The organism is Streptomyces sp. NPDC018833 (assembly GCF_044390825.1).
Classification (GTDB): Bacteria; Actinomycetota; Actinomycetes; order Streptomycetales; family Streptomycetaceae; genus Streptomyces.
The window spans coordinates 501,905-515,395 of record NZ_JBIRZM010000002.1; the positions used below are offsets into that span (position 1 = coordinate 501,905).

Annotated in this window: 9 protein-coding genes; 3 read left to right on the top strand and 6 right to left on the bottom strand. The window is 71.3% G+C overall.

Annotation, left to right across the window (positions count from 1 at the left end; all coding sequences use genetic code 11):
• Positions 1–68: 68 nt before the first annotated feature.
• Together ACH5AF_RS06145 and ACH5AF_RS06150 are read right to left on the bottom strand one after the other, a co-directional pair.
• Positions 69–1,436 (bottom strand): cytochrome P450, encoded by a 1,368-nt coding sequence (locus ACH5AF_RS06145; RefSeq protein ID WP_398900236.1) that lies wholly within the window; start codon positions 1,434–1,436, stop codon positions 69–71.
• Positions 1,437–1,612: 176 nt separating this feature from the next.
• A complete protein-coding gene (locus ACH5AF_RS06150; RefSeq protein ID WP_398900237.1) occupies positions 1,613–2,086 on the bottom strand; it encodes a VOC family protein in 474 nt (157 codons plus the stop codon).
• 152 nt (positions 2,087–2,238) lie between these two features.
• On the opposite strand from ACH5AF_RS06150, the gene ACH5AF_RS06155 reads away from it, so the two are divergent.
• A complete protein-coding gene (locus ACH5AF_RS06155; protein ID WP_398900238.1) occupies positions 2,239–4,698 on the top strand; it encodes a SpoIIE family protein phosphatase in 2,460 nt (819 codons plus the stop codon).
• A gap of 1,067 nt (positions 4,699–5,765) precedes the next feature.
• On the opposite strand, the gene ACH5AF_RS06160 is transcribed toward ACH5AF_RS06155, so the two are convergent.
• A complete protein-coding gene (locus tag ACH5AF_RS06160; RefSeq protein ID WP_398900239.1) occupies positions 5,766–6,140 on the bottom strand; it encodes a hypothetical protein in 375 nt (124 codons plus the stop codon).
• 398 nt (positions 6,141–6,538) lie between these two features.
• Here ACH5AF_RS06160 and ACH5AF_RS06165 point away from each other — a divergent pair, with 398 nt between their 5' ends.
• Complete coding sequence (locus tag ACH5AF_RS06165; protein WP_398900240.1) at positions 6,539–7,462, top strand: glutamate ABC transporter substrate-binding protein; 924 nt, start codon at positions 6,539–6,541, stop codon at positions 7,460–7,462.
• 133 nt (positions 7,463–7,595) lie between these two features.
• Here ACH5AF_RS06165 and ACH5AF_RS06170 read toward each other — a convergent pair whose 3' ends face one another.
• Positions 7,596–9,815 (bottom strand): NADP-dependent isocitrate dehydrogenase, encoded by a 2,220-nt coding sequence (locus ACH5AF_RS06170; RefSeq protein ID WP_398900241.1) that lies wholly within the window; start codon positions 9,813–9,815, stop codon positions 7,596–7,598.
• Positions 9,816–10,470: 655 nt separating this feature from the next.
• Here ACH5AF_RS06170 and ACH5AF_RS06175 point away from each other — a divergent pair.
• Positions 10,471–10,809 (top strand): hypothetical protein, encoded by a 339-nt coding sequence (locus ACH5AF_RS06175; RefSeq protein WP_398900242.1) that lies wholly within the window; start codon positions 10,471–10,473, stop codon positions 10,807–10,809.
• A gap of 415 nt (positions 10,810–11,224) precedes the next feature.
• Here ACH5AF_RS06175 and ACH5AF_RS06180 read toward each other — a convergent pair whose 3' ends face one another.
• Complete coding sequence (locus tag ACH5AF_RS06180; protein ID WP_398900243.1) at positions 11,225–12,154, bottom strand: carbohydrate ABC transporter permease; 930 nt, start codon at positions 12,152–12,154, stop codon at positions 11,225–11,227.
• Positions 12,151–13,482, bottom strand: coding sequence for a carbohydrate ABC transporter permease (locus ACH5AF_RS06185; protein ID WP_398900244.1), 1,332 nt, complete (start codon positions 13,480–13,482; stop codon positions 12,151–12,153). Before ACH5AF_RS06185 ends, ACH5AF_RS06180 begins: the two co-directional genes overlap by 4 nt.
• Positions 13,483–13,491 lie beyond the last annotated feature (9 nt).

Below are 13,491 nucleotides of genomic sequence, written 5' to 3' on the forward strand. Positions count from 1 at the left end.
GGGCGGGCCCCGTGCCACCGATCATCGGCTGCCCGGGAGGGCTCCGCCGCCGTCGTCGGGAGCCACCGTCACGAGAGCGGGCGCAGTACGCAGCGGGCAGGTCCGGCGGCGCGCAGGGTGATACCGGTGTCGACCGGCACCGTCTTGTCCCGCGCCGTCAGCTCGTACTCCCCGAGGATCATCGCGAGGGCGAGCACGGATTCCAGCATCGAGAAGTGCTGGCCGATGCAGGCGCGGGGCCCGCCGCCGAAGGGGAACCAGGCGTAGCGGGGGCGCTCCTTCTCCCGTTCCGGAGTGAAGCGCTCGGGGTCGAAGCGCTCCGGCTCCTCCCAGTACCGGGGGTGGCGGTGCGTCACCCAGGGAGCCACGATCACGTCCGCGCCCGCCGGGACCGTGTGACCGCCGATCACGGCGGCCTCGACGGCCCGGCGCCCGATGACCGGGCCCGCCGGGTAGAGCCGCATGGTCTCCTTGAGCACCTTGGTCAGGTACGGCAGCGATTCGAGGTCCGCCGCCCGCGGCACGCGCCCCGCGAGGACGCCCGCAGCCTCCTCCCTGGCCCGCGCCTGGTGCTCCGGGTGGCGGGCCAGCAGGTGCAGCGCGAAGCCGAGCGAGGTCGCTGTCGTCTCGTGGCCGGCGAGCAGGAAGATCAGCACCTGGTCGCGTATCTCGGCGGCGTCAAAGCTGCCGTCCTGCTCGCTCTGGGCCGTGGCGAGCAGCGTGAGCAGATCGTCGCCGGTGGCGGTGTCGGCGTCCGCCCGCCGCTGGGCGATGATGCGGTCGCACACCGCGTACAGTTCCTCGGTCGCGGACGCGGCCCGGCGGTTGCCCGGAGTGGGCCAGTCACGCGGGAGGTTGGCGGGCGAGTATCCCCGGCGCAGGACGTAGTCGCCGATGACGGGGAAGCAGCGTTCGACGACGGCGACGGCGGATTCGACGTCCGTGCCGAAGAGGATGCGCGCGACCGCGCGCAGGGTCAGCCCCGTCATCTCGGAGACGACGTCCACGGTCAGGTCGGGGGCGCTGCGCCAGGTGGCGAGCATCGTCGCCGTCTCCGCGGTGACGGCCTCGGCATAGCCGTCGACGCGGCGCCGGGTGAACAGCGGTTGCACCAGCCGGCGCTGGCGCAGATAGTCCGCGTCCTGGCTGGTCAGCAGACCGTTGCCGAACGACTCGCGGACCTCCTGGTAGAAGGCGTTGTCCTTGCGGAAGTTGGCCGCATCGGTGGCGAGCACCTGCTGCGCGCCCTCGGCGGAGAACACGGCGTACAGCTCCGCCCGCAGTCCTGGCGGCCCGGCGGTGAGGCGCACGACGTCGCCGTGCTCGCGCCGGGCGTCGAGGAAGGTGCCGAGGGAGTCCCGCTTGAGGTCGAGCATCGACCCGAGCAGCGGCAGTCCTGCCGGGCCGGGTACCTGTGCGGCAGTGGTGGTCGTCATGGCTCCCCCGGGTCGGCGGCTCGCTGTCGTGCGTCGCTCTCAAAAGTCATTGTGCCGGAGGCCGTTGACGGGGGTGACGAATGGCGGCGGCCCGATCCGGCGGCCGAGGGCCGCCGGATAACGCAGGGGCGGCGCCGCCCCCTGTGCGCTGCCGCCTCTGCGTTCGTCGGCGTCCTTCACGCACCGTCGGCCGCCGCGCGCAGTGCTGCCACGTCCAGCTTGCTCATCCCGAGCATGGCCTTCATCGCCCGCTGGGCGCGTCGCTCGTCGGGGTCCGCCAGCAGTTCCTCCAGCACCGCCGGGACGACCTGCCACGACAGGCCGTACTTGTCCTTGAGCCATCCGCACGGGCCCTCCTGGCCACCCTCGGACAGCTTGCTCCAGTAGTAGTCGACCTCCTCCTGGTCGGCGCAGTCGATGAGGAAGGACACCGCCTCGTCGAAGGTGAACTCGGGTCCGCCGTTGATCGCGGTGTACGGCTGGCCGTCGAGCACGAAGTCCACGGTCAGCACGGTGCCGGCCGCGCGGGGGCCGGCCTCGCCGTAGTACGAGACATTCGTGATCTTCGAGTTGGGGAAGACCGAGACGTAGAACTCGGCCGCTTCCTTGCCCTGGGTGTCGAACCAGAGGTTGGGGGTGATCCGGGGCATGTCGTTCTCCTGACCCTGTCGGTGCCGGTGCTGATACGAGCCTGTGCCGATTCAGACCGCCCCGCCGTCCGGAACTCATCGCCGGGGCGGCCCCCGCTTGCCACGGATCCCACCGAGTGCGCGGCCCGGGGACCCGGCGGAGGATGGAAGCGATGACCGGATCCGTGACGTTGATCAGTGAGAGCCCGGAGGACCCGTTCTCGCTGGGTCGCGCCGTCTCCGTGGTGCTGGATCCGCACGGCCGGGTCACCGGCTGGAGCGACCGCGCCGAGGCGCTGCTCGGATACGCGGCCCCTGAGGCCCTCGGCCGGGAAGCCACCGACCTGCTGGTGGACCCGCAGAACGAGCGCGTCGTCATGGAGGCCGTGGCCGCCTGTGTGCGGGAGCGCGGCTGGTTCGGTGTGGTGCCCGTACGCGTCAAGGAAGGGCCCACCGTCGGTTTCGGGGTCCGTGCCCGGCTCGTGACGCGGGACAGCGGTGAGGTGGAGTGGTTCCTCATCGGCGCCCCCGCGACGGAAGTCGTCCAGTGGGAGATCGACCGCTCCGTGATGGACGGCCTGTTCCGCAGGTCCCCGATCGGTCTCTCGGTCCACGACACCGATCTGGGCATCCTGCGCGTCAATCGGGCGCTCGCCCGCGTCGGTGGTTTCGGGGCGGAGCAGGCGCGCGGGCTCCGGACCGGGGACTTCCTCGTACGGCTCGACGCGGACACCGTGGACCAGCGGTTGCGGGAGGTGCTGGAGACCGGGGAACCACTGATCTTCACCGAGCAGTCCTGCCGGCTGCTCGCCGCGCCCGCCAAGGAACGGTTCGTCGATGTCTCCGCGTTCCGGATGGAGGACTCCACCGGCCAGGTGCTCGGGGTGACCCAGCTCGTCGAGGACGTCACCGAACGTCACCGTGCCCGGCGCAGGCTGGCGCTGCTCAGCGCGGCGGGCGCGCGGATCGGCACGACGCTGGACGTGGGGACGACCGCGTCGGAACTCGCGGAGGCGGCCGTGCCGGGCCTGGCCGACTGTGTCTCGGTCGACCTGCTGGAACAGGTCAGCCGCGGCGAGGAGCCGGTGGCGGACAGCGGTGGCAGCGCGGTGCGCAGGACGGCCGTGCACAGCGTCGTGCGGGGCTCCGAACGGGTGATGTTCCCGGTCGGCTCGCTGAACACGTTCCCCCCGCACACACCGCAGGGGCGCTGTCTGTCCGGACGGCGTCCCGTCCTCGAACCCGTCGTCGACGTGTGGAAGGCGCTGGAGGGGCTGGAGGGGCTGGACGCCGCGGACGCCGCGCAGCTGCGCGACGTGCATTCGCTGATGGTGGTGCCACTCACCGCGCGCGGTCTCGTCCTCGGGTTCATGAGCCTGTGGCGCACCCGGCTACCCGAGCCGTTCGAGGACGACGACCTCACACTCGCGGGCGAACTGGCCGCGCGTGCCGCCGTGTCCATCGACAACGCACGCCGGTTCACCCAGCAGCGCAGGACAGCGCTGGCGCTGCAACGAAGGCTGATGCCGCGCGAGTTGCCGGTGCATCCCGCGGTCGCCGTGGCCCATCGCTATCGACCGGCCGGCGGTGCCGCGGGGGTCGGCGGCGACTGGTTCGACGTGATCCCGCTCTCCGGTGCGCGGGTCGCCCTGGTCATCGGCGATGTGGTGGGCCACGGCATCAACGCGGCCGCCACCATGGGCCGTCTGCGTACCGCCGTGCACACGCTCGCCGACCTGGACCTCGAACCGGATGAGGTCCTCTCCCACCTCGACGACCTCGTCACCCGACTCGCCGGCGAGCAGGAACCCGACGACGAGGGAGCGCCCGGGGAACAGGTGGTGGGAGCGACCTGTCTGTACGCGGTGTACGACCCGGTGGCCCGGCAGTGCTGCATCGCGCGTGCCGGGCATCCACCGCCCGCTGTGGTGGCGCCGGACGGTGTCGTGAGTGTGCCGGACCTGCCCGCCGGACCGCCGCTGGGCCTCGGCGGGCTGCCGTTCGAAACCGCCGAACTGACGCTGCCGGAGGGCACGGTGATCGCTCTCTACACCAACGGCCTGGTGGAGGGCGAGGAGCACGACATGGAGGACGGGATCGCCCGGTTGTGCACCGTGCTCGGCGGTCGTGCCGGCCGGCCGCTCGACGACATGGCCCAGCACATCGTCGACGCGCTGCTGCCCGCGCGGCCGAGCGACGACGTGGCGCTCCTGCTGGCCCGTACGAGCAGGCTGGCGCCGGAGCTCGTCGCCACCTGGGAGCTGCCCGCGGAGCCCACGGCGCCCGCGAAGGCCCGCCGGCTGACGGCCGATCAGCTCGCCACGTGGGGGCTGGAGGAGCTGGCGTTCACCACCGAGCTGATCGTCAGCGAGCTGGTGACCAATGCGTACCGCTATGCCGGGGGGCCGTTGACCCTTCGGCTGATCCACCATCACCGCCTGATCTGCGAGGTCACCGACCCGAGCAGCACCTCCCCGCATCTGCGCCGCGCCCGCTCCACCGACGAGGGCGGCCGGGGCCTGCTGCTCGTGGCCCAGCTGACGGAGCACTGGGGCACGCGCCACGCCCGGGAGGGCAAGACGGTATGGACGGAACAGCTGTTGCCGCCGCTGGGCGGGGGGCCGGTGGTATGACGGAGGCGCTGTGGGCGCGGATCGGCCGGCCGTGCCATCGGCGACCTGCGCGTGGTCGCGATCGACCCGCGGGGCGGGGCGTGACGGCGACACGGGCGGGCAGGACCGGCTCGGCAGGCGTCTGACGGAGGGGGATGCCGCGGCGGACGCCGTGACCGGCGTGCCGACGCCGTCCGGCTGCGGCCGCCCGCGCCGAGCGCGCCCTGGGCGGCAGGACGGCCGGCACTCGCCGCGTTCGGAGGTCGCGGAGTGCTGGTCACTGGTCTATGTCGCCGAAACGCTGACGGCCCGGGCGGCCGTGCGCCTCACGACCCGGCGGCATGCGATCGGTGCGGCGCCCCGGGCCCGGTGTGGCGCCCACGGCCGGCACCGGGTGAGGCGACGGCCGCGCGGGCCCGGGGCCGGCAGCGATGGCCTGCCCCGGTGCGGGCCGCCTGCGGCCACGGGGCGGGACCGCCGCCACGGAGCCATACGTGGGGCCACGGCGCCCCCGGGCGACACCGAGTACGGCCCGGGCACCCGCTGCCGAGACCGGTGCAGCCCGCGCCAGCAGGCTGCGTGGCGTAGGCGACCAGTATCTGAACGGGACTGCAGCGCCTCGCCACTCGCCGCTGACCGGCGTCGCACGGGCAGGGGCCGCCCAACGACAGTGCGGCCACCGCTGACCGGCGCCCGCACCTGGTGCGGCCCGCCGCCACGCGGCCGGTCGGGGCCGAGGCCGCCCCCGGCCCGGCGCCCACAGCTCCCACCGGACTACCGCCGCCCACCCATGACCGGCGGACCACCGCCACGCGGGCGGTCGGGGCCGAGGCCGCCCCCAGCCCCGGCGCCCATGGGCGACACGCGGCACGGGTCGTCGCCTTGCGGGCCTGAGGTGTAGGCCACCCGGGCGCCACGCGGCCCGCCGCCGATGCTGAGCGGAACCACCCCCGTGCGGGCCGGTCGGGGCCGACGCCGCACCCAGGGCCCCGGCGCCCACGGGCGACACTGGGCCGACCCACCGCCTGCCCGTTCGGACCGCACCCGGCGCCCGGCGCCCGGCGCCCTCGGCGAGCGGGTGCAGGCGGTCACGCCGGTGTCGCGACCGATGGCGAGGCGGCTGCGGCGATCGCGTCCTGGCGGCGGGCGAACACGGGGAGGCCGGAGCCGTCCGTGCCGGCCTTCAGCAGACGTCTGGCCGACGAGACGGTGGCCACCGCCGACAGCGCCACGCCGGCCTGGCCGCAGAGCCGGTGCGCCCTCAGCACCGCGCTGAGCGCCGCCGCGCTCACGACGGGTGTCCGGAGCTCGATCACCACGGCCTGGGGCGTGTAGGACCGGACGGCCTCCGCGAGCTTCTGCGACACGGTGGCCCGGTCACTGATCGTGACGTCGCCGTGGAGAGTGAGGACCAGTACGCCACGGTCGAGCATGTGGGTGAGCACCATGAGCCATCCGATCACGGGGATTTTTAGGATTTGCCCCATTTAGGGGCTCGGCGGACGTCGCCGCAACACGCCACACCACAACCGGGGGAATCACCCCTGCCCCGCGCGTTCCGACCTGCGCTTTCGGCGCGGCGCCGAGCGGGCGGACGGACCCCCTCCGGCGAGAGCGGCCCCGCAGCCGAAGAGACACCGCACCGGTGGTCACCGTTCGCCCCGGTTTCAGCCCGCTGTATCCGGACTGTGATCCTCAAGTTCAGCTCAGATGGGGTGACGGACAGGCGCAAGTGTCCTTATGGTCCTCACAAATCGAGAACGGTGGAGCAGGGGACCACGGTCTCGGTGCGGGAGCAACACGCCGCGGCCCCGCGGGCGTCGAACCTCCCCCGGATCGTTGAAACAGAGGATGTCGCACAATGAAGCCCCGCAAGTCGGCCACGTTCGCGGCGATCACCGTGATCGCGGTCGCCCTCACCGCCACCTCCTGCAGCGGCGATTCGGATTCCGCGGGTGACGACCCGTCGGGCGGCCCGAGTTCCATGGAGCAGCCCAAGCCCCCCACGTACAAGGTCGCGACGGACGTCTCGTTCGACTCCCCGACCCTGGCCAGGGCGCAGAAGGCGGGCAAGCTCGTGATCGGTGTCAAGGACGACCAGCCCTTCCTGGGCTACCAGGACGAGAACGGCCAGCGTTCCGGTTTCGACATCGAGATCGCCAAGATGGTCGCCGCGGACCTCGGCTTCGCGCCCCGTCTGATCCAGTTCAAGACGATCGACACCCGCAGCCGTGAAGCAGCGCTCGCCAATGGCGATGTCGACCTGTACGTCGGCACGTACACGATCAACGACGAGCGCAAGAAGAAGGTCGGCTTCGCGGGGCCGTACTTCATGGCCGGCGCCGACCTGCTGGTCCGCAAGGACGACGGCACCATGGGCGGCCCGTACTCCCTCCAGGGCAAGACGGTCTGCTCGGTGAAGGGCTCGACGGCCCTGCGCGAGATCCAGAAGCCCGAGTACAACACGCAGACGGTCGGGACCAACAAGTACGGCGAGTGCGTCCAGCGGCTGCTCGCCGGCGATGTCGACGCCGTGACCACGGACGACGCCATCCTGATGGGATACGCGGCCCAGGCACCGGACAAACTGAAGGTCATCGGCAACCCGTTCACCGAGGAGCCGTACGGCATCGGTATGGACAAGGACGACAAGGCACTGCGCGAGGCGGTGACGGACGCGATCGAGGAGCACGACGCCAACGGCGACCACGAGAAGGCGTACGACGCGACGCTCGGCCTGTCCGGCTCCAAGTACGGCGGCGCGCCGCTCGTCGAACGTTACTGACATACCGGCACGAAGGGGCGGCCACCCGGTCATCGGGTGGCCGCCCCTTCGTCGTATCCGGCCGACGGCACGGGAGTACGCGTCCGCCCCGGCCGGGCGCGGTGCCGGCCGGGGCGGATCGGGTGCGGCGGCGTCAGCCGAGGGTGGCGATCGCCTGGTTGAAGGTCGCCGAGGGACGCATCACCGCGGAGGCCTTGACCGCGTCCGGACGGTAGTAGGCGCCGATGTCGGCCGGAGAGCCCTGGACGGCGATCAGTTCGTCGACGATGGTCCGCTCCTGCTCGCCCAGCGTCTTCGCCAGACCGGCGAACGCCTCCGCGAGCTGCGCGTCGTCGGTCTGCTTGGCCAGCTCCTGGGCCCAGTACAGGGCCAGGTAGAAGTGGCTGCCGCGGTTGTCGATGCCGCCGAGCTTACGGCTGGGCGACTTGTCCTCGTTCAGGAAGGTGCCGGTGGCGCGGTCGAGCGTCTCGGCGAGGACCTTGGCGCGGGCGTTGCCCGTGGTCGTCGCGAGGTGCTCGAAGCTGACCGCCAGCGCGAGGAACTCGCCCAGGCTGTCCCAGCGCAGGTAGTTCTCCTTGACGAGCTGCTGGACGTGCTTGGGGGCGGAACCGCCCGCACCTGTCTCGAACAGACCGCCGCCGTTCATCAGCGGGACGACCGAGAGCATCTTGGCGCTGGTGCCCAGCTCCAGGATCGGGAACAGGTCGGTCAGGTAGTCGCGCAGGACGTTGCCGGTGACCGAGATGGTGTCCTCGCCGCGGCGGATGCGCTCCACGGACAGCTTGGTCGCCTCGACCGGGGAGAGGATGCGGATGTCCAGGCCCTCGGTGTCGTGCTCCGTCAGGTACTGCTTGACCTTCTCGATGAGCACGGCGTCGTGGCCACGTCCCTCGTCGAGCCAGAAGACGGCCGGGACGCCGGTCGCGCGGGCGCGGGTGACGGCGAGCTTCACCCAGTCCTTGATCGGGGCGTCCTTGGTCTGGCACATGCGGAAGATGTCACCGGCGCCGACTACCTGCTCCAGCACCAGGTTCCCGGCGGCGTCGACGACGCGGACGGTGCCGGTGGTGGGGATCTCGAAGGTCTTGTCGTGGCTGCCGTACTCCTCGGCCTTCTGCGCCATCAGACCGACGTTGGGCACCGAGCCCATGGTCGACGGGTCGTAGGCGCCGTTGGCGCGGCAGTCCTCGATGACGGCCTGGTAGACACCGGCGTAGCTGCTGTCCGGGAGGACGGCGAGGGTGTCGGCCTCCTGGCCGTCCGGGCCCCACATGTGGCCCGAGGTACGGATCATCGCGGGCATGGAGGCGTCGACGATGACGTCGCTCGGGACGTGGAGGTTGGTGATGCCGCGGTCGGAGTCGACCATCGCGAGGGCCGGGCCCTCGGCGAGCTCGGCGTCGAAGGACGCCTTGATCTCGGCGCCCTCGGGCAGGGCCTCAAGGCCCTTGAGGATGCCGCCGAGGCCGTCGTTCGGGGTGAGGCCGGCCTTGGCGAGCACCGCGCCGTAGCGGGCGAAGGTCTGCGGGAAGAAGGCGCGTACGACATGGCCGAAGATGATCGGGTCGGAGACCTTCATCATCGTGGCCTTCAGGTGCACGGAGAACAGCACGCCCTCCGCCTTGGCGCGGGCGACCTGGGCGGCGAGGAACTCGCGCAGGGCGGCGACGCGCATGACGGACGCGTCGACGACCTCGCCCGCGAGGACGGGCACCGACTCGCGCAGCACGGTGGTGGAGCCGTCGTCACCCTTGAGCTCGATGCGCAGGGTACCGTCCTCGGCGGCGACCGCGGACTTCTCGGTGGAGCGGAAGTCGTCGACGCCCATGGTGGCGACGTTGGTCTTCGACTCGGCGGTCCACGCGCCCATGCGGTGCGGGTGCGTCTTGGCGTAGTTCTTCACCGAGGCGGGGGCGCGGCGGTCGGAGTTGCCCTCGCGCAGGACCGGGTTGACGGCGCTGCCCTTGACCTTGTCGTAGCGGGCGCGGATGTCGCGCTCCTCGTCGGTCTGCGGGTCGTCCGGGTAGTCCGGCAGCGCGTAGCCCTGCTCCTGGAGCTCGGCGACGGCGGCCTTCAGCTGCGGGATCGAGGCCGAGATGTTGGGCAGCTTGATGATGTTCGCTTCGGGCGTCTTGGCCAGCTCGCCGAGCTCGGCGAGCGCGTCGTCGATGCGCCGGCCCTCTTCGAGGTACTCGGGGAACTGCGAGATGATCCGTCCCGAGAGGGAGATGTCACGGGTCTCCACGGTGACACCGGCCGTCGAGGCGTACGCCTGGACCACGGGCAGGAACGAGTACGTCGCCAGGGCGGGCGCCTCGTCAGTGTGTGTATAGATGATGGTCGAGTCAGTCACCGGGTGCTCCGCTCTCCACGTCTGCAACATTGCTCGACATCAAGATATCTCGTGATCGGCCCCTGATCGACGCGGGGCCTTGTCTCGGCGTGCGGCTGGTCGCCGGTGCTGCCCGTGGGCGTCGGCACGGGCCTCCAGCGCGTGCACCACCGCCGCCGTTCCGCCCCGCCGTGCCCGAGGACGACGGCCTCGTGAAACAGGGCGTGGCAGGGCGTTCGGTGCGCCCGGCACAGGAACGCCTCGCGGCACATCGGGACGATGCAGCGGGCCCACCTCGTCGACGGCGGCGGGCTCGCCCGCGAGTATCGCCCCGAGCCGTCCGGCTCGACCCGCAGCTTGAAACAGCCATCCGGCGGACTCGCTCCTGTGAAGGGGCTCCCGAAGGCCGTCGGGCGCCTTGCCAACGGCAGATCGGTCCTGTGCCTGCGGATGGGTCGGGGAATCGCCGAGTGGTTCCAGACCGGCTCAGGCGCCCCTACCTTGCTGACCGGGATGAGCGAGCCATGCGTAGGGTTGGCTCACCCGGGGGGCTGAGTCAGGCGATCGTGACCTCCGCCGCCCAGGCCGCGAGAGGGCACATCTATGAGTAGTTGGCGGGCCTGGATGAGTAGTCGCACTCATGTCACCATCCGGTTGCCGGCTCCAGGGTGAATCCGTGAACGTCACCCGAAACGTCAAACCCCACGACCTGGCCGACTGGCCGGCCTGTAGGTACCTTGCCCTGTTCTTCTGGAGCTGGACGGCGCTGATCACGATCTGCCCTGTTCTTCTCCTGACTGTTCTCTCCGTTGCCTGGGCGCAGCCTCTGACGCCGGTGGTCCCGTGGGCGAAGGTGACACTGATCCAGATCGGCCTTACTGCGGCCGTACTGGTACCGCTCTACTTCGCCCCCGGTGTCCGGCGCCTCGCTCGCGCTGCCCGCTACGCACTGCTCGGCCCCCTGGCCACGGCCATCGTCCTGGCTGTGCTCCTGTGCATCGGCCCTAACGTCTGATGGGAATCGCCCTTGAGGCGATCTCACCCGCTCGCGTGGCCGAGTAGCTGGGAATCTTCACGTTTCCGCAGGTCAGCGAATTCCGTCGACTACCCCGCCTGCATCGACTTCATCGACTTCATCGACTTCATCGAGGCATCGTCCTCGGCCGGGCACTCTCGTGCTGTCGCCCCGCCGGACGACAGGATGGGCGACCTCCACGATCCGGCCGTTGTCGGCGATGTGCCGCCGGTGCAGCGGAGCACGGGGACGCCCGAGCCGAGCGGGACGCGCGCTCTGACGGCCGTGGCGCGGGGGCTCGGTCCGTTCGCGACGGGTGCGTCCGCGCGGCGGACCGACGTCGCCCGCCCGGTCGGGCGGACGACGTCGCGAAGGGGGCTGTTCGGCCCTGATCCGCCGGACAGCCCCCTCGGTCCTACTTGACCGATCCGGCCATCACGCCCTGCACGAAGTGCCGCTGGAAGGCGAAGAAGACCACCAGCGGGACCACCAGCGAGAGGAACGCTCCCGGCGCCAGGACGCCGATGTTGCTCCCGAACTGCCGCATCTGGGACTGCAGGGCGACGGTCAGCGGCTGGGAACCGCTGTCCGCGAAGAGCAGCGCCACGAGCATGTCGTTCCAGACCCACAGGAACTGGAAGATGGCGAGGCTCGCGATGGCCGGGCGGCCGAGCGGCAGCACGAGGCGGGAGAAGATGCGCCACTCGCTGCCGCCGTCCATCCGCGCGGCCTCCAGCATCTCGCGCGGTATCTCGGCGAAGTAGTTCCGCAGCAGGAAGATCGCGAACGGGAGTCCGTAGGCGACGTGGAACAGGACGACGCCCGCTACGGTGCCGAACAGGCCGATGGCGCCGAACAGTTTGGCCACGGGCAGCAGGCCGATCTGGACTGGCACCACCAGCAGCCCGACGACGACCAGGAAGATCGCGTCACGGCCGGGGAAGTCCAGCCAGGCGAAGGCGTATCCGGCGAGTGCCGCGATGCCGACCACCAGGAGCGTGGCGGGCACCGAGATCAGGACGGTGTTCCAGAAGGCCTCGGTGATGCCGGAGTCCTTCAGCAGCGCCGTGTAGTTGTCCAGGGACAGCTGGGAGGGGTCGGTGAGCGCCGTCCACCAGCCGTCGGAGGCGTTGTCCCGTTCCGAGCGGAGGGAGGACAGGAGCAGCCCGGCGAGGGGCGTGATCCACACGAGGGCCACGACGATCAGCAGGGCCTGGACGATCCCGCTGTTCAGCCACGTGGCCAGGGCCCGCCGGCGCGGGGAGCGGCTCGGCGGGGCCGTGACCGCGGCGGCGGCGGGGGCCTCGGCGAGCGGCGGGCGCTCGATGGTGCTGTGGCCGCTCATGCTCCGCTCCTCTTGAACCGGCGGACGTTGAAGATCATCGCGGGGACGACCAGCAGGAGGAGCAGGACGCTGAGCGCACTGCCGAGCCCCTGGTCGTTGCCGCCGCCGAACGAGACCAGCCACATGCGGGTGGCGAGCACATTGGCCTCTTCCTGGACGGGTCCCGGTGCGATGATCCAGACGAGGTCGAAGACCTTCATCACATTGATCACCAGGGTCACGAAGACGACGGTGAGCACGGGGGCGAGCAGCGGCACGGTGATCTTGCGGAAGATCTGGCCCTCGGTGGCGCCGTCCATCCGGGCCGCCTCCAGGGCGTCCCGCGGGATGGCGGCGAGGCCCGCGCCGATCAGCACCATCGCGAAGCCGGTCCACACCCACAGATAGGCACCGATCACCGCGGGGGTCACCAGGGCGGGCCCGAGCCAGTTCACGCCTTCGTAGGGTGCCGCGAAGTTCGAGGCGGGCAGCCGGACGGTGTAGTCCCCGTCGTCCAGGCCGGCGAAGCGGAACGATCCGTCCGCGGCCGTCGTCGCGGTGGCCGCCGTCCTGCCGTCGCGTACGGCCTCGACGGTCATGCCCGGCAGGCCCTTCTCGGCCGGGTCGACCTTGCCCTGCACACCGCCGCCGCCCGGGGCGAAGTCGAGATAGACGACTCCCCCGAGGCCGTCCGGACCGGGCTCCCGTACAGCCGCGGCCTTCGCCCCTTCGGGCATGGCGTCCGGTGAGACGCCCACGAAGCCGATGGTCACGGTCCGTCCGGGCGCCACGGCCTGCTCGGTGGTGTACGGGCCGCCCGCGCCTCCCGTCAGACCCTGGTTCTCGCGGGCCCGGGCCGTCGGATAGGCGGCCGGGTCCTCGAACGCGTCGTGGACACCGACGACGGCGGCGTTGAGCACGCCCCGGTCCGGGTCCTGCTCGTAGGCGAGCCGGAAGATGATGCCCGCGGCGAGGAAGGAGACGGCCATGGGCAGGAAGAGCACCAGCTTGAACGCCGTGGCCCAGCGCACCTTCTCGGTGAGCACGGCCAGGACCAGCCCGATGCCGGTCAGCAGGGCAGGGGCGACGACGACCCAGATCGTGCTGTTGCGGATGGCCTTGAGCGTGGCCGGATCGCTGAACATCTCGCTGTAGTTCGCGGCCCCGACGAACCGGTCCCCGCTCGCGTCGAACAGACTGCGTCCGACGGAGAACAGGACCGGGTACACGACGAGCGCGCCGAGGAGCAGCAGGGCGGGCAGGACGAAGACGACGGCGAGCCGGCGTTTCCTGCGCTGCGCCCGGCGCCGCGGGTCCACCGCGGCGCGGGTCTTGAGGGTGTCAGCCATGGGGCGGCC